The sequence below is a fragment of the Novosphingobium sp. genome, from assembly GCF_036803765.1.
In the GTDB taxonomy this organism is placed as follows: domain Bacteria; phylum Pseudomonadota; class Alphaproteobacteria; order Sphingomonadales; family Sphingomonadaceae; genus Novosphingobium.
Genome location: NZ_DAIRTS010000020.1, coordinates 62181 through 78016 on the forward strand (window position 1 = coordinate 62181; position 15836 = coordinate 78016).

Annotated in this window: 24 protein-coding genes; 14 read left to right on the forward strand and 10 right to left on the reverse strand. The window is 63.5% G+C overall.

Going from position 1 to position 15836, the window contains the following annotated elements; all coding sequences use genetic code 11:
* Positions 1-39: 39 nt before the first annotated feature.
* From V7Q48_RS13490 to V7Q48_RS13500, 3 genes are read left to right on the forward strand one after another with little or no spacing between them, the layout of a single operon-like run.
* Complete coding sequence (locus V7Q48_RS13490) at positions 40-1377, forward strand: LLM class flavin-dependent oxidoreductase (protein ID WP_333838775.1); 1338 nt, start codon at positions 40-42, stop codon at positions 1375-1377.
* Positions 1374-2963, forward strand: a complete 1590-nt coding sequence (locus tag V7Q48_RS13495; RefSeq protein WP_333838776.1) for an FAD-binding protein — start codon at positions 1374-1376, stop codon at positions 2961-2963. Before V7Q48_RS13490 ends, V7Q48_RS13495 begins: the two co-directional genes overlap by 4 nt.
* On the forward strand, positions 2960-3382 hold the full coding sequence (locus V7Q48_RS13500) for a 4Fe-4S dicluster domain-containing protein (protein ID WP_333838777.1): 423 nt from the start codon (positions 2960-2962) through the stop codon (positions 3380-3382). Before V7Q48_RS13495 ends, V7Q48_RS13500 begins: the two co-directional genes overlap by 4 nt.
* Before the next feature lie 100 nt (positions 3383-3482).
* On the opposite strand, the gene V7Q48_RS13505 is transcribed toward V7Q48_RS13500, so the two are convergent.
* Complete coding sequence (locus V7Q48_RS13505) at positions 3483-3701, reverse strand: Arm DNA-binding domain-containing protein (protein WP_333838778.1); 219 nt, start codon at positions 3699-3701, stop codon at positions 3483-3485.
* Between the two features lie 607 nt (positions 3702-4308).
* Here V7Q48_RS13505 and V7Q48_RS13510 point away from each other — a divergent pair.
* Entirely contained in the window at positions 4309-4764 is a 456-nt protein-coding gene (locus tag V7Q48_RS13510) for a zinc-finger-containing protein (RefSeq protein ID WP_333838779.1), read from the forward strand.
* A gap of 93 nt (positions 4765-4857) precedes the next feature.
* Positions 4858-5058, forward strand: a complete 201-nt coding sequence (locus V7Q48_RS13515) for a hypothetical protein (RefSeq protein ID WP_333838780.1) — start codon at positions 4858-4860, stop codon at positions 5056-5058.
* A 93-nt stretch (positions 5059-5151) separates the two neighbouring features.
* On the opposite strand, the gene V7Q48_RS13520 is transcribed toward V7Q48_RS13515, so the two are convergent.
* On the reverse strand, positions 5152-6045 hold the full coding sequence (locus V7Q48_RS13520) for a nucleotide-binding protein (RefSeq protein WP_333838781.1): 894 nt from the start codon (positions 6043-6045) through the stop codon (positions 5152-5154).
* A 635-nt stretch (positions 6046-6680) separates the two neighbouring features.
* Here V7Q48_RS13520 and V7Q48_RS13525 point away from each other — a divergent pair.
* The 9 genes from V7Q48_RS13525 to V7Q48_RS13565 all read left to right on the forward strand — a co-directional run bounded on the left by V7Q48_RS13525 (position 6681) and on the right by V7Q48_RS13565 (position 12022).
* The gene (locus tag V7Q48_RS13525) at positions 6681-6947 is read left to right on the forward strand and encodes a hypothetical protein (protein ID WP_333838782.1); all 267 of its coding nucleotides are present in this window, start codon (positions 6681-6683) and stop codon (positions 6945-6947) included.
* A gap of 172 nt (positions 6948-7119) precedes the next feature.
* Positions 7120-7263 carry a hypothetical protein gene (locus V7Q48_RS13530; protein WP_333838783.1) on the forward strand — a complete coding sequence of 48 codons (144 nt, stop codon included), beginning with the start codon at positions 7120-7122 and terminating at the stop codon, positions 7261-7263.
* Positions 7260-7556, forward strand: coding sequence for a hypothetical protein (locus V7Q48_RS13535; RefSeq protein ID WP_333838784.1), 297 nt, complete (start codon positions 7260-7262; stop codon positions 7554-7556). Before V7Q48_RS13530 ends, V7Q48_RS13535 begins: the two co-directional genes overlap by 4 nt.
* 55 nt (positions 7557-7611) lie before the next feature.
* A complete protein-coding gene (locus V7Q48_RS13540; protein WP_333838785.1) occupies positions 7612-8019 on the forward strand; it encodes a hypothetical protein in 408 nt (135 codons plus the stop codon).
* Positions 8020-8023: 4 nt separating this feature from the next.
* Entirely contained in the window at positions 8024-8476 is a 453-nt protein-coding gene (locus V7Q48_RS13545; protein ID WP_333838786.1) for a hypothetical protein, read from the forward strand.
* A gap of 137 nt (positions 8477-8613) precedes the next feature.
* Entirely contained in the window at positions 8614-10233 is a 1620-nt protein-coding gene (locus V7Q48_RS13550) for a hypothetical protein (RefSeq protein ID WP_333838787.1), read from the forward strand.
* A 132-nt stretch (positions 10234-10365) separates the two neighbouring features.
* Complete coding sequence (locus tag V7Q48_RS13555) at positions 10366-11040, forward strand: ATP-dependent DNA ligase (RefSeq protein WP_333838788.1); 675 nt, start codon at positions 10366-10368, stop codon at positions 11038-11040.
* Complete coding sequence (locus tag V7Q48_RS13560) at positions 11037-11534, forward strand: hypothetical protein (RefSeq protein WP_333838789.1); 498 nt, start codon at positions 11037-11039, stop codon at positions 11532-11534. Before V7Q48_RS13555 ends, V7Q48_RS13560 begins: the two co-directional genes overlap by 4 nt.
* Positions 11531-12022: a hypothetical protein gene (locus V7Q48_RS13565; protein WP_333838790.1), complete on the forward strand. Its 492-nt coding sequence runs from the start codon at positions 11531-11533 to the stop codon at positions 12020-12022. Before V7Q48_RS13560 ends, V7Q48_RS13565 begins: the two co-directional genes overlap by 4 nt.
* Positions 12023-12107: 85 nt before the next feature.
* Here V7Q48_RS13565 and V7Q48_RS13570 read toward each other — a convergent pair whose 3' ends face one another.
* The 8 genes from V7Q48_RS13570 to V7Q48_RS13605 form a co-directional block, all read right to left on the reverse strand.
* The gene (locus tag V7Q48_RS13570; RefSeq protein WP_333838791.1) at positions 12108-12905 is read right to left on the reverse strand and encodes a hypothetical protein; all 798 of its coding nucleotides are present in this window, start codon (positions 12903-12905) and stop codon (positions 12108-12110) included.
* A gap of 2 nt (positions 12906-12907) precedes the next feature.
* Entirely contained in the window at positions 12908-13279 is a 372-nt protein-coding gene (locus V7Q48_RS13575; RefSeq protein ID WP_333838792.1) for a hypothetical protein, read from the reverse strand.
* Positions 13279-13557: a hypothetical protein gene (locus V7Q48_RS13580; RefSeq protein ID WP_333838793.1), complete on the reverse strand. Its 279-nt coding sequence runs from the start codon at positions 13555-13557 to the stop codon at positions 13279-13281. The genes V7Q48_RS13575 and V7Q48_RS13580 overlap by 1 nt, the downstream gene beginning before the upstream one ends.
* Positions 13554-13997, reverse strand: a complete 444-nt coding sequence (locus V7Q48_RS13585; RefSeq protein WP_333838794.1) for a hypothetical protein — start codon at positions 13995-13997, stop codon at positions 13554-13556. The genes V7Q48_RS13580 and V7Q48_RS13585 overlap by 4 nt, the downstream gene beginning before the upstream one ends.
* On the reverse strand, positions 13994-14287 hold the full coding sequence (locus tag V7Q48_RS13590; protein ID WP_333838795.1) for a hypothetical protein: 294 nt from the start codon (positions 14285-14287) through the stop codon (positions 13994-13996). The genes V7Q48_RS13585 and V7Q48_RS13590 overlap by 4 nt, the downstream gene beginning before the upstream one ends.
* Before the next feature lies 1 nt (position 14288).
* Positions 14289-14771: a TIGR02594 family protein gene (locus V7Q48_RS13595; protein ID WP_333838796.1), complete on the reverse strand. Its 483-nt coding sequence runs from the start codon at positions 14769-14771 to the stop codon at positions 14289-14291.
* Between the two features lie 78 nt (positions 14772-14849).
* On the reverse strand, positions 14850-15113 hold the full coding sequence (locus V7Q48_RS13600; protein ID WP_333838797.1) for a hypothetical protein: 264 nt from the start codon (positions 15111-15113) through the stop codon (positions 14850-14852).
* 202 nt (positions 15114-15315) lie between these two features.
* On the reverse strand, positions 15316-15836 hold a 521-nt coding region (locus V7Q48_RS13605; RefSeq protein WP_333838798.1), incomplete at its 5' end, for a hypothetical protein.

Here is a 15836-nt window from a genome sequence, read left to right on the forward strand (position 1 = left end):
GCTCCTCTTCTAGGTTTGCACCAAACAGGAGGACAATTCATGCCACAGCCGCGACACCTGCATCTTGGCGCCATCCTCGAGGGCGTCGGCACCGATCAGCAAGCCTGGCGCGATCCCGCGCTCCCGGCCAATGCCAGCATCGACATCGACTGGTACATCGAGCAGGCGCGCCTCGCCGAGGCGGCGAAGTTCGACCTCGTGTTCATCGTCGACAGCCCTTACATCACGCCTGACACCGCGCCCCATTTCCTCAACCGGCTCGAACCGCTGACCTTGCTCTCGGCGCTTGCCGTGGCGACCAGCCACATCGGTCTCGTCGGCACGCTGACGACATCCTACTGGGAGCCGTACAACGTCGCCCGCCAGTTCGGCTCGCTCGACCATATCAGCAAGGGTCGCGCGGGCTGGAATGTGGTCACCACCGGGCTCGAAGGCGCGGCCGGAAACTACGGCCGCGATGCGCACTTCCCCCACGCCGAACGCTATGCCCGCGCGCGCGAATTCGTCGACGTGGTGCAGGGGCTGTGGGACAGCTACGAGGACGACGCTTTCGTGGCCGACAAGGCGGCGGGCGTGTTCCTTGACAAGAGCAAGCAGCATCGCCTCGATCACAAGGGCGAATTCTTCGCCGTCGCCGGCCCTCTGGCGCTGACCCGGTCGCCGCAGGGGCAACCGGTGATCTTCCAGGCCGGGGACAGCACACAGGGGCGCGACCTGGGCGCGGCGATTGCCGACGGCACGTTTACCATCGCCAGCGACCTTGCCGCTGGGCAGGCCTATTACGCCGACCTCAAGGCGCGGGCCGCAGCCCTGGGCCGCGATCCAGAACACATTCAGGTGCTGCCGGGCCTGTCCCCGATCATCGCGGAAACCGACGAAGAGGCCCAGGCCATTGCCCGCGCGCAGGAAGACGCGCTCGATTTCGGCAAGCTGCTGGTGCAGCTGGGCCGGGCGTTCAACTATCACGACTTTGCGCAATACGACCCCGACGGGCCGTTCCCCGATGTGTCGAGTCTCTCGCTCAACAGCTACAAGGGCTATGCCGAGCGCATCGTTGCGACCGCCGCCGCCGAAAGCCTGACCCTGCGCCAGACGGCCTGGCGCTTCGGTCACTGGCGTAGTGATTTCGTCGGCTCTCCCAAGACCATTGCCGACCAGATCGAGCGGTGGTTCCTCGGTCGGGCTGCCGATGGCTTCAACTTGCGCGTCACGCGTCCGGCAGACTTCGCGCTGTTCCGCGAGCAGGTAGTGCCGATCCTGCAAGAGCGCGGCTTGTTCCGCAAGGATTACGCCGGGCGCACGCTGCGCGAGCATCTCGGCATTCCGGTTCCGGCGCATCGCCATGCCGCCGAGGCGTTCGCCCAAGCCGCAGAATGAGCATGGCCCCGCTGGTGCTGCGCACCGACGTCCTCATCATCGGTGGGGGCATGGCGGCTGCCTGGGCTGCGCTTGCCGCTGCCGAGGCTGGCGCCGCCGTCGTCATCGTCGACAAGGGGGCAATGGGCACCAGCGGGGTCACGGCCAGTGGCGGGCCTGGCCACTGGTATGTGGCGCCCGAAGATCGCGAGGGTGCGATCGCGCGGCAGCTCGGACGGACTGAAGGGCTTGCCGAGCAGGCCTGGATGGACCGGGTGCTGGACCTGACCTGGCGATACCTGCCCACCATCGCTCCGTGGTATCCGTTCGGCAGCGACGGCCAGGGCGGGCGATACGTGCATGGCGTGCGCGGCCCGGAATACATGCGCGCGCTGCGGCGGATGTGCGTGGCAGCCGGGGTTGCCGTGTTCGACCATCATCCCGCGCTTGAACTGCTGGCTGACCGTGACGGCGCGGTGACCGGTGCGAAGGGGGTTTCGCTTGCCCACGGCTATGATTGGGAAATCCATTCCCGCGCCACGATCCTGGCCACGGGCGGCTGTGCATTCCGCTCCGGCCTGATCGGCAGCCACACGCAGACCGGCGATGGCCAACTGATGGCCGCCGAAGCCGGGGCGGCGATGTCGGGCATGGAGTTCTCGATCGCCTGGTCGCTCTCGCCTACCTGGGCCTGCACGCGCACGTTGCCGTACCCGGCGGCGCGTTTCTATCGGCAGGACGGGCGCGAACTGGCGATACCCTCACTCAAGGCCGGCCATGCGCATTACCAGGCCCTCGGCGCCGCGCTCCTTGATGGTCCGGTCCTGGCCGACCTTTCCGATGCGCCGGCTGGCCTGCCGGGCGTGCTGCGCCATATACAGCCCCTGACCATGGCGGCATTCGAGCGTCGGGGAATCGACCCGTTCCGCGACCGTTTCCCGATACGCCTCTATGGCGAGGGCACGATCCGCGGCACCGGCGGCATTGCGATCGCCGATGCCGATTGCGGGACGGGCGTGCCGGGTCTTTTCGCCGCGGGCGATGCCGCAACCCGCGAATTGGTCGCGGGCGCGATCAGTGGTGGCGGCGCCGTCAATTCGGCATGGGCGCTCGCCTCAGGCCGCATCGCAGGGATCGCCGCGGCCCGGCGGCGGCACCACGGTGTCCCCGCCGCCGCCGTGCCGCTGGGGCGCGCAGGCCTGCGACCCCGAAAGACGCCTAAGCCGATCGCGCCGGCGCCCGTGCAGAAGGTGGTCGAACATGCGATGCACGGGCTCGACCGGGCCTTGTGGCGCAATGCCGCGAACCTTGCGGTTTCGCAGGCCGAGATCGGTGAGGCATGGGCCTTGATTGCCGACCACGGCGACGCGGCCGGAGACACCCCGCGCGCGCGGATGGAACTGCGCGCCACGGCGGCGATGGCCGCCACGGCCCGCTGGTGCAACGCCGCGGCGATCGCCCGGCGCGAGACGCGCGGGATCGCAGTGCGTGTCGACCTGCCCGACCAAGACCCCGCCCAGGCGCATCGCCTGCTTGTCGGCGGCCTCGACCACGTCTGGACCCGGCCGTCGACGCGCGCGAACCGCAGGCTCGAGACAATCGCATGATCGCGGCCCTGGTCGCCGAACGCTGTACCGGCTGCAACGCCTGCGTCGAGCAATGCCCGACACGCGTCTTCGAACCCGGTGCAAATGGCGTCCCGATCATCACCGCCGTCGAGGCTTGCCAGACGTGCTACCTTTGCGAGCTGGCGTGCGAGGCCGACGCGCTGTGGGTTGCTCCGGATGCCGGATCGTTCGCGGCGCCATCCACGGCGGCCCTGCTGGCATCGGGGCAACTGGGGCAAGTGCGGCGCGATCATGGCTGGGATCTACGGCCGTCTGCCGATCCGAACGCCCCGCGTCCGCTCGACGCCTATCGTTTGCTCGGGCCATTGCTGGGCGAGGGCGTCGAGATCGCCGACCGCCGCTATCGGGCTGGCGCGGCCGGATGCCTATCGCGCCCGAACTTGCAGCCAAAGTCATAGCGCCGGGCATTCTTGGAATCGAACCAGGCCTTGGCGACCTCTTCGAACGTTTCGCCCACGGTCGTGCGCTGTTTCTCTCACCCCTTCGCCTGGCCAGGATCTACCCCCGCCAGAAACGGGGCTGTGGCTGTATCGCGCCGCTCTTGCCGCTTCGAGCGAGATCAATGGGAAAGGGTCGCTTCTCGCCTTCGCCCGAGCGATACTTCCAGCACCACGACTTTGACCCGGTCGGGCTGATGCGCAGGAATAGGCCACGCGCATCGGTCAGCTTGCGCTCCTTCTCGCCGGCAAGAGCCTGCCTGCAATGCGCGTCGGTCAAAACCGCAAAGGCCCCCGAAGGCCCCCAAACGCGCTACGCTGGTCTGCGTCAAGGTGCGTGAACATGCGTCGCACATTCTCGAATATGCGGGGGTGTTGCAAGGGTCTTGCGCAGACTTGAAGAGCGCTGCGTTGCAACCTGGCTGGGGCGGCAGGATTCGAACCTGCGAATGCCGGTACCAAAAACCGGATTGAAGCGGGCTCTAAGGCCGATCCTGCTGCGGAAAGCATGCATTTCGGGCAGGCAATTATCAATAGCTTACAGAAATTGTGCGGAACGATTTGGGCCAGGGTAGAGCCGCTTTTCGAGTGGAAATGCCCTTATGACGATCCGGAATGTAGATCGCTCCACCAGTGTGGCAAATGCCAGCGCGATGACGCATGGTAGCGGGCCCCATTCGTAGGGCCTGGGCGCGCGCGATCTGCGGTGCCCAGCTGCGGCCGGCAGCGGCGGAAGTGGTGCGCGAACTTGCCCGTGCAGCGCCGATCGTACGTCAGGTCGAAGATCCTTTGCGCTGCCGCTGTCCCGAATGCCTCGCGCTCGACATCGAGTTTCCGGGGCAGGGCTATCAGCTAGCCTTATTCGCCTATGTGATCAGCAGGCCATCATGACCGAATACCTTGTCGATCCGGCCGACTTCACGCCGGAAGCGCTGGCCAAGATCGCGCCGGCTTGCGGTGAGGGATGCGAGCCAGGCGGCGTAGCTTTGGCGAGTGGGGCCGTCGTCTACCCGCACCGACCAGATCTGGCCGGTAAGTGGTTGTGGCGTTGTCGATGCGGCGCCTACTGCGGCACCCACCCCAACCTCTTCGCAGTGGGCACTCCGGCGGGAGCAGCAACGAGGCGCGCGCGCGAAGAGGCCCACGCCGCATTTGATCCTCTTTGGCGCAGGCGCGCCGAGATCTCGGGGCTCAAACCGAACGTCGCCCGGGGGAGGGGCTACAAGTGGCTGGCCCAACAACTTGGGATCACCACCAAGGAGTGCCACATCGGCTTAATGAATGCTGCCATGGCGAACCGAGTTGGGGAAATTTGCTATGGTCTACGATCCCAAGGCCGGTAAGCAAGTAATGCTACCCCAATGCCTTGCAATTCAATCGTTGCAGCGCACATTCTTCCAGCACCGTACCACCGTTGGTCGATTCTCGGAGGAAAAATGCCATTCACGTTGACTTGGACCGCTCCAAATGGGTCTGACAAAATTACGGTCGCAACCGCTGGGGAAGCGATCAAGGAATATGAGGAGAGAGTGGAAAAGGTGGTGATGATGGTGATCAAGGACAATCACGGACGCAAGCTCACCCCTGATCATCTCTACGAGCTCGATGCGATCGCAAAAGACGATGGTGAAGCGTAAATCGTTTTCGACTTAATCGAAGGTGGCGCGCCCGTAGGTTGAGCTCTGCGGGCGCTTTTCATATTCTGAAAGTGGTCGGACACGTTTAATTGCCTATCCGTCTAGGGCCTTGTAGATGCCTGATGCCTTTATTTCTTTAGCGAGCCTCATCTTCCACGCCCCACCAGCATCGAACGGCGTATAGATCACTCCTCCGTAATCAGAAGGAAGTTCTACATCGCCCCGCCTAAGTGCTGAAACGTTTTTCCGGCCGAGCGCTCCCAAGAAATAGCCTAGCTCTAAGACTACATTCTGTCTTGACCTTTCAGTCATGACGCCGGCTTCGCCTCCGCGCGGCTTCAATCCGCCGACATCGTCAGGAGTTAGAAGAACAACAGCAAATGGAACATCGGAAAATACCTCGAATTTTTCAATGATTGTTCGGCCTTGATCAGCCTGTTCATGTAGGATGATGGGCTCCAAGTCGCACTTTTCCAAGAAGCGCGCTACGATCGCTTTGGCCTCTTCATCGCGCCCATGCACGAGAAACACCTTGCGAGAGTTGGTGCGGGCACGAGCTTGCTCTGCCTTACTGGGCAGGCTCTGTCCTTGTCCAAAGTCAACGCCCTCAGCTTCGTCAACTAAGTCTAGCCGGCCCGCCAAGGACTCCAAATAGGTTATGCGGTCACCCTGTGAAGACTTAAAATCACGAATTTCTCGGCTTAAATCGCCATCGCCAAAATAAACTGCTATAACGCCTCTCTTTCCGTAAGCAGTGCTGTATTCATCACTGTCGAACATACGCCTGATGAGTTCTTTGTTATAATCAGTCCACTTAGCTGCCTCATTGATGGCAGCTTCATAATCATTAAAGCTTGAGATGGACGTATTTTTTAATGCGTTGCCGATTTCGATACGTGACAGGAGCCTTTCGCGAGCTTCATTGCGCGGCATCGTTAGACGTGGCGTATGCGAGACTTTTGCGGTGGTTTGGGCGCGACGTGCCATATCGATTCCCCTTGAGTATAGATCGACGATGCCACGTCATGTGAGAGTGGCAAAAGAGAAAGCCGGATTTTCCCCACGGATAATCAGTAGTCTTTCGAGTCCGAAATGGATCGAGTTATGTCCTCGCGGGGACACCCCCAAAGCTCACTGAGTTTGTCAACTTCTGCGTCAGTTGGCACCGCTCCGCGATCCAGTTCGGTCAGCCGGGCAAAGGGTATGCCAGTCTCTCGGGAGATTTTTGGCCAAATGACCGATGCCTGGCCCTGCCACGCCCTGAACCAACTATCGCCCGATCTCATTGCCCGTGCCACGGGATGGTTCAGCCCCCATGGCATCCATTGCCGTTTCAGCTTTCGCTCACCCTTTCTGCGCATGAAGAGGCTTTCAGCACCGAACATGCAGTTGTGCAAGCTGCAAAGGGCAACTTCAAACTAACGCAAATATAAGTATAGGTCAGTTGCAATAAAAACGCGGTTCCTATGCGCTTATCATCTTCATTGTACGTAGGGAGGACCCGCATTTTCGTGTGATTTACTATTGATCGTCGATCCTTTTGCACTTACGTGATTGTCAACGGCAACGCCCGCGCCGTTCCCTTCGGGGCACAGGGCATCGAACAATCACGAGGCCAGAATATGGCGAACCATGCACGTACCGTTGCCGCCGCGCTCCCCTATGCCGGCGCCTATCCGTCCCTCATGGCTCTACAGGTCAAGCGCGGGCGCTATGCCGATGCGCGCCGGGCCGAGTTGGGCCGCATCGTCGCAGCCCGCGCCACCCTTGCCGCAAGCCGCAATGCCTATGAGCTGGGCGGCGCATCATTCGCCCTAGGGGTTGGGCGCCAAGTGCTGGCCAACCTTCGCGCCGCGCGCCGCCTCATGGCTGCACAGGTGCCGGCATGATGCGGGTTGCTAACGCCAACTGGCGAGGCGCCGCCGACGCGGAGACGGCTGCGAACCACTATCGTTCAGCCGGGTATCGCGTTGCGGTCGTCGTCCACAGTAGCGAGCGCGCCGGGTCTCATGTCGTGCTCGAATGCACATACGCCCCCTATTGCCCGGAGGGGGATGGCCGATGCTGATCATCCTTGCTCATACGGCATTCGAAGCCGCCGGGTTTGTGGCCCTGCTGTCAATCGGGCACAGCCTGCAGTGCTGGTTTCGCCCATGGCTGCAGGTGTTGGCCGATTCCCGCGCCATGCAGGGCAACCAGTCATGAGCGGCGCCAGCTATAGCCCCGAGTTTCTCGCCTATTGGGCCGCGCGTGGATCGCTTGAACGTCAAATGCGCGACGCAAGCGAGAGACTAGCCCGCATCCCCGGCACCGGTTCGGGGCGGTTCGGTCTTACCCCGGACGCGGTCAAGGCCCGCCCCGATTGGCGCGCCGCGCACTTCGAATACTGGCGCGCGCACAAAGCCCTTGCGGAGTTGAACCGGCTTAACCTTCGGCGCTTTCGGCTCGAGCTGGCGCAAGAGCGCGCCGAGCGCCGCGCCGCCCTCTCTCTCCGTTAATCCCTTGGCGCGCCGGCCCGGCCATCCGGCGCGCGTCTCCCCGGCCATTGAAGGAATGACCATGGCAGATTTCACAAAGTGCGAAGTCGCAGCGATCAATGCGGCGTGGCGCTCAATCGCGCATCTCTGCGATTGCACCAACTGGACCGATGCCGGCGAATGGCGCGCTGCAGAGCGTGAAGAGCGACAGCAAGCCCCGTCCGATTCGTCGCAGCGTTCGGTCTGGGCGCGCGCGATGATCTGCAAGGCGTGGGCGGACGGTCTGGACAATCCCGACAAGCCCGCGCGCCAGCTATTCCATATTCGCGCCGGCTATCTGAGGGGCTTCATGCTGGGTGTTCGCCATCGCTGCGAACGCGCCGACACGGAATACAACGGCCCGATGGTCGCGGAAGCACGCGACCTGTGCACGGCCGCAATCGCAGCCAATGATGCCCACACGCGCCGGATTGTGGAGGGTTGAGGACATGACCGCAGAAAGCCAGCTCATCCAAATCGTGGGCAGCCATGGCGCGTTGATCGTCCACCGCGCGTCTGGGCATATCGTCGATCGGCTGGACCCTTGCGATTGCGAGGATTGCGGCGGCTCGTCGTATGCCGAAAGTATCGCCGTGTCTCGTTTGTGCGAGGCGTGGGGTAAGAGCTGCACATTCCTATGGGAGCTTGGCGACGCGGCATCGGTCACGGAATATGGCCCGCACGATTATGCACGCGATGAAGCGCCGGCCATGCTGGAAGCGATCCGGGATGCCGTCGGCGCCAGCGATGCGAACGACGGCGATAGCCTAATGAACGCAATTGAAGCGTTCCGCGCCATCATCTCTCGTATCGACGATTTCCCATGTGAAGCATGCGGGCGTCCCGAACATGCATGCAGCGCGGATCCTTGCTCCGACGTCCTAGCAGATAGGCATGCCTAACCTAGTCGGCCCGGCGCGCTAATCGCGCGCCGGGCGCCCTCTCTGCATCGGCCCGCCCGGTTCAGTGAAGGCGCCAGCCTCCCCGGCGCACTGCCCGCGCGCCGGGTGCAACACAGGGCATAGAAGGATTACAGACTATGAACCTTTTTGACGTGCACCGGGGATGCAACAATCTGAACCCCAAGCCCCGCGCCGCCACGGCCGATGAAATGCGCGCCTATCTAGATTGGATTGCAGAGCGCGACGGCGTGCACGTTCCGCCCGGCGTGGAGTATCATCTTGCCGGCATCTGGAGCCGTGCGGAATGCCGCTATATCGTGGATATGCCTGGGTATGGCCAAGCCCAAGTGGCGACGTGTGAGCTGCTGGACGATGCAGGCAACGTGATGCGCACCATGACCCTACCGCAGGACAAGCGCGGGGGGATCCCGGCGACGGCGAAACAGGTGCGTGACTGGTGCGGGCTGGAGCCGGTCAAGGCCACGCGGCGCAATGTCGCGCCTGTGCCGGTTGATCCGGCAACATCACCCGCACCGGCCGCTGCTGCAGTGGCACCCCCTACCGCAGACGTACCCAAGTTTACGCGCGGTGCCATTGGGCGCGGCAACCGTGCATTGCAAATGTTGACCGGCGAAAAACCGGGCATGGGGCGCCGCGCTTTGGATAACTGTTTTGAAGAGGGGGATGGCGGGATGGTCGCTAGCTATATCTCTTGGCGCCTGGCCGCTGACAAAGATCTGGCCACGCGAGCCTATTATGGGCGCCGGAGCTATCGGCCTGCATATCGGGGGGATTATCCCGAAACGCACTATGCCAGCGACCACCTAATTCCGGAGTGGTTCGCAATCATTGTGCGCCATGGCGTCGTGCCGATCGCGGCCATCAACAACAGTTACGGCATGCGCGACAACGTTGCCGCCCTGCTGGGTCTGCAGCCGTGCGAGGATGCTGCCCCTACCGCAGACGCTTCGCAGCCGGTCGAAGCGCTCAGCGGTGCCCCTGAGCCGGAAATTGACGCCATTGGACCAAGCGAAGCTGGCATGCTCGATACCGCCCCTATCGATCTTTCCGAGATAGCAGCCAGGGTCGAAGCGCTCGAGCGTACAATCGCGGCCCTATCGGTGAAGTCTGAGTACGCCCCTACCGCGCGCGAGCCGCGCACTGCAGCGCGCCTACCGCGCGCGCAGCGCACCGCCGCGCATGAGCGTTCAATCCGGCGGGCATGGGCCGAACGGAACGGACGACGCGTAGCCAACCGCACGGCCCGGCAAGCGGAAGAGGCCGCACGGACGGCGGATAAGCGCGCCGAAGATCTTCGCGCCGGGTTCGTGGCGAAGGTTCAAAACCTCGAGGCTCAGCTCGTGGCGAAGCATACGAACATGGAGAAATGGGCAGATGAAGCGCGCAACGGGAGGAAAGGCCGGAACCGGCGCCTTGCCGCCGCGCAGCGCGCTCGCCGCATGATCGCGGCCAGTCGAGCAGAGGCCGACCTGAAAAGCCGGGCGCTGGACGCGGCAAACGCAGCTATTGCCCAGCTACGCCGGGATATGGCGGACCCATGCATGCCGGAACGCGCGAGCGATCTTGCCCGGCTGGTTCAGGAACGCGACCAGGCGCGCACCGCGCTTGCCGCGGTCACGGCCCGCGCCGATCGGCAGACGATGGCGCTCGAGCAGATGGCGGACCAATTCGAAACCATGGTGTCGCGTGTGACGAAAGCGGAGGCGGCGGTGCGGCGGCTGAGCATCGCGGCATAGCTCTATCGGTGAAGTCGGGGTGTCGAGGCCAGCGTCGACACCCCCCTATCGCGGCATAAACGGGGCGCGTATTCATAGCGCGCCGGGCTCGCTCGCCCCGGCCGGATTCGCAGAGCATCGAAAGGAACGGACATGCCGGACAGCCTATGCCAACTTGCCGTCGACTGGCGCGGGGATATGCCGGCCGACGGCCTCATGGCCGAGGAAAAGCGGGACGGCTGGAGAGGGCTGCGTTGCGCAGGCATCGATGGTGTTCCGCGCCTGTTCACGCGCCGAGGACAGCTCATCGAGGGGGCTGGCCACATCCTCTATCGTCTTGCGCTGATGGAGCGCGCCGCTGGGCAGGCCATGGTCTTTGACGGCGAATTCCAGGTCGATGGATCGCTCGCCGCGACAAAGGCATGGTGCGAGGGCGGCTGGCGACGGGGAGGGGAGGCCGGGGTCTTCCATCTCTTCGATTGCCTATCCCTCGACGAGTGGAATGCAGGCGGGACCGATTTGCCCCTCTACGCTCGTAAGGCCCGGCTGCAGGATCTGGCGCGCGCAGTGGACGACGACGAGGCCCTATCGTGGGAATGGCGCCCCGGCAGTCGTGGAGACGATGCCTGGCGCACCAGCTGCCCCATTCTGCCGGATCTGTGGGTGTCCGATGTGGGGGACGTTCTGGGGGAGGCTCGGCGCGTCTGGGCCACAAAGGGGGAAGGGCTCATGCTCAAGGATGCTGAGGCCCCCTACCGGCGAAATCGGAACGCAGCTTGGCAGAAGGTCAAGCAGACCAACGCACATCACTGGAGGAAGGCGGCATGAAGTCGAACGTGAAGCAGTCGGATGGCGTCGACGTGATTGTCGAATTGCCGAATCCGATCAATCAGCTGGACGACCAGGCCAAGCAGGAGATCACCTCGATCATCTCCCGCGCGAAACAGGACGTTCGCCGGGCCCTAAAGCGCGCCGAGCAGCAGGAGGGCTACGAACGGCTGGAGATTGTCCAGGCCAAAGGGCCTACCATAGAAGCCTGGGCACGGCTGCTGTGCAGCGACGAGTTCGAGATCCGCGGGCGCGAGCCGCTACGGATTGCCCTAGAGCTATTCCAGACCGCCGGCGGTGCGTGGATCGCCGTGACGACGTCGACCCCTACCGATAGGGACGGTCTCGATGTGGTGAGGGCTACCGTGGTAGAGCGGCAAGACGACGAGGCTGCGATGCGCTTCGCCGTGATGGACGCTTTCGACTGGCACATGCGCGCCCGGTCGATGGTTACGAAGAAGCTGAGGTGGTCGCTTAGGAAGGACGTGGCATGACGATGCTGTCTCAACTAGCGCCCGTTGTCGTTGGCGGCTTTATCGCTGTTGCTGGTGGCTTGGTCGGGCCGCCCCTGGCGCATTATTTGAAGGTTCGTCGCGAAGACAGCCAAGCTAAGAAACTCCGCTTGGAAAAGCTGGTCCTGAACATTTTCGCCCACCATGAGTGGGTGGATCAATCCTGTCGGAATGGCGTCAACGACATGGACCTTCCTGACCCGATTCCGGATACGCCACAAATGTATGCGACGATCCGGGTCTATTTTCCGGAGTTGCGCGAGGCAGCTGCACGCGTATCTGAGAACACTGCCGTTATGCTTGTCTGGGCATTGCGCATTCGGCAATCGGAGAAGCTCGATGAGCAAGGTGCGTTAAATGCGCAACATGACGAGAAATACCGCCTCTATTCGAGTGCGGTCGCATCCCTTCTAAACGCATGTGAAGACCTTGCTCGTAAATCCGAGCGTCGTAAGACTATCCTCGACTGAAAGTGAAACCATATTGGGTGACGGGGTGACAGCGTGCCCTCTGCCACCCCGCCCTGCGCCGGCAAGGAGAGGCCTACCGGCGAAGTCAGATCATCGAGGTGATGACGAAGTCCTGAGTGAAGGTGCGTGGTTTCCGCACGCCCTTCGCGAACGGCGGCTTGTCGAATACGCCCATGAAGGTGCGCGCCTGGCGATAGGCCGTGGGCTCGGGATCGAAGGCACAGTAGATGATGCCTCTCCGTCCCACACGCTCGATCAGCGGCCGGAACACGCCTTCGAATTCGGCCTCCGACTGCCATGCCAGAGTGAAGCTAAGCGTTCGGAAGATGAGGCCGGGCTGCTCGTCCATCACGCCCCATGGGCCAATGGTCAGGTCCCCCAGATCCTTGACGCCATACTCCCAATCGAAGTTGTAGAACCTGCTGGGCTCTCGCTTCTGACCCAGCACGAGCTGCGAAGCCTCGAAGGTTCCGAGATGGCCTGAGACATCGATGCGCCACCATCGCGCAGTCTGCAGCGGCAACTCCAGATGCGAGTGGTATAGGCCGTCCTCACGGGTGATGGCAGGACTGATGAATGGCAGCGGGCCGCTGTCGTACGGCGCCGCGCCGCCGTCGACCTGCGCCTGCGTATCGCCAAGGCGGATACGATAGTAAGTGCCTGGCTGAGCGTTAGCCGAGACCATCGCCGCAAAGTCGATCGAGGCCGGGGCAGGTAAAGCCCCACGCGCCCAGAGACCTTCAGTGGCATCCGCCTGCCAAGTCAGGCCGATTGCCTTGTGCCGGTTCAGATTGAAGACCGGGTGCCCCGCCACGGCAGCGCTGCAGACCATTGTGCCCAAATCGAGCGGCAGAACGAAGAACGGCTTGCGGATTTGGGCCACGGTTACCCCCAGAGCGTGGTGATGGACGACTGGCGGCCAAGATCGATGATGATGTCGGCAACCAGCATCTTGGTGTCGGCATCGGCCTCTCGGTCGACGTAACGGGCGACAGGAATCCCGTCTGCGACGTCAACATGCGCGAACTCATCGGCCGCCTTTGCGGTGACCTTGAAGCGCCGTCGTTCGCGAGACAGCAGCGCTTGCCTCTCATCGGCGATCTTTTGCGCATCCGCCACGCTATCGAAAAAGGTCTCGATCGGGTCCTCGCTTTGCCGCGCGTCGTCGCCATACCGCGCCTTGGTCTCGGGGCTCTCCGAAACGGCCCGGCGAAGATCCGTCATGATGAAGCCGATGCGCGCTGAAGTTGCAGCCATTACCGCACGCACGCCATGAGCAGCGCCACGGCCTTGTCGAAGGCGTTGCGCAGCCGCAGGTTCGCCGCTGCTAGAATGTTGCTATCGTGCCCCGCATCGCGGTTTAGCTTGTCGCCAACGTGCGCTGGCGATGCGGGTATGTCCGAGCGATCGACGCAAGGCACCGGGATGGGCACATCGACGCGCTCGACGCGGACCTCGATCGCGGGCGGCGGCGTTCGCTTCGCCGCGCATCCGGCCAAAATCAACGCGGCGCCGAGTATCATGTAGCGCATCATAGTTCTCCTTTGGCAGCCATGACTGCATCGCTGGTTCTGCAGCTGGTGGACGGCGCCGCATCGATCGCACGCGCGCTCCTCTCCCGCACCTCTCCGTCCGCGACCGCTTCGGCCAGCGCCGCCTTGCCGGCCACGGTCTTGGCGTCGCTTTCAGCCTTCATAAGGCGTACTCCGGCGGTCTGGCCGACGATCGCGGTGTGAACCACGTCGTAGCTGCTCCGCATAATCTGAAATGCGCGGCGCCAGTCGTGTTCGGCGCTGCGCCACAGGTCACGTTCGGCGAGCAGACCGGTGATCTTGATCGGCCAGACGTGCAGGCCGTCGATCCGCACTGTCTGGATGACGAATCCTGCCGTGGCGATCATTGCCCAGGGCACGATGCAGATGCTGAGAAAGGCGCGGAGGCCGGTGAGCGCCGTGTTGATCCACCGCCCGATCACTTCAGCACCGCCACGGTATCCGGCGCGGCCGAGGCGAGGCGGATCAGCTTCTTGCTGCGCGAGAGCGTACGGCGCTGCCCATCGATGATCGCCCACCCGGCAGTGCCGATCACGGCGAGTAGTGCGGCGGTGTCGTTGGCCAGCCAGTGCCGCCCCACCGCGAAGGCGGCGGCGGCCGGCAGGATTTGCCGCACGGCCGTCAGCAGCTGCTCGCGCAGAGGCGACGCGGGCACGATGATGGGATCGTCGCCGATGCCCGAGGTATCGAAATCGGGAGTGTCAGGGGTCATGTCAGGCCTCGTTCGTGGAAAGCAGGCCGTTCGCGGCCAAGCGGAAGGGGCGCACCGTGGCAGGCTGCACCTGGTAGGGCGGCCGGCGCGCGGCGAAGAGCCGTTCGCGGGCGATGCGCACGATCGACACGGCATCGCCCTGGTTGCCGCCCAGCACATGGTAGGCGGTTGCATCCTCGGCGACGTAGAGGCCGACGTGGCCGCCGCCGTTGCGTTTGAAGGTCACGATGTCGCCCAGCATCGGCGCCGACGCCGGCGTGCCGAACTTCGCCCAACTCAGCGCCCACAGCGGCGCCACAGGCAGCGGCTTGCCGGCGCGTTTGGCCACAACCGCGGCGAATAGCCCGCACCACGGAATGCTGTCGGCGCGATATTCGCGCGCGACGTCGCCGCCTATCTCGGTGGCCCAGGCGAGGATGGTGGGATTGTTGCCGGCGCCGGCCACCTCGGCAGTGCCGTAGAGCTTCAGGGCTTCGTCGATCATGCGCGGACGCTGGGCAAGCGTCATCAGCCAGCGGTACGCCGGCGGCAGGGTAGGCATAACGATGTCTCCGATGGGGGGTTACTTGATCGCCAGGGCGATGCCGCCCTTGATGGCGATGACGATCGCCGCGATTGCTGCGGCAAGGGCGCCGAGCCATTTTACGAATTTGCCGCTCATCTTGACGGCTTCCCAGGCCTTCACAATCTCGCGGGTTTCCTCGACGCCGTCCTTCACTTCGGTCAGCGAGCTGTTCATGGCCTCGACGGCTTTGATCAGATCGTCGACCCGCGTCTCGAGCCCACTCATGCGCTGGACGATCTCCTGGTGGGTAGGTTGGTTCATCGTCCTGCCCTACACAGAGCGTAAGTCAGGCCAATCAACGGAACTGCGCCCGTCAACGGCCATAGCCGCGACATGCGCTCAAAGGTGGTGGCGGAAGGATCCCGACGAAGCGCAATCACGCACATCGTGGTCCAGGCCGTCCACAAAAATGCAGCGCCGCAGAAAAAAGCCAGTGTGACGAGCCGCAATGCGTCATGCCCAGTCACAAGACTGCGAGCCCGCGCAGAGCCGCACGCGCCTTGGCGCGATTGTAAAGGTTCACCATCTCCGCATCGTCGACCGTCGCCGGGATGTGAACGACTTCGGCGACCTCCAAGCCGGTCTGGTAGGTCAAGTCCGTCAGCGCGCGATTGCCGATCGATCGACGCCGCCCCGACGGGACCCGCGCCACGGGCGACACGGACGTTGCAAGGTTGCCGCTCTTGACGCGGACCGAGGTGGCGTCCTCGGTGATGACCAGGCAGAGCCAGGAGCCGTTGCCCCGCGAAGGCAAGGTGATCGAGGCGGACTGGTCGCCCGGCGCGCAGCGCTGGGTAAACCCATTGGTGGCCGTGCGCAGATACCACCCGGTGGCGGCATCCCCGGTGATGTAGTCACCCAGGATGTAGGCGTTCATCTGGATATTGGGGTTGGCGAACACCACCACCGTCGTCTGGTTGGCCTGATCGGTCCACGGGCACATCAGCCCGCTATAAGTGCTCGTCGCCCACCGCTCGGACGCCG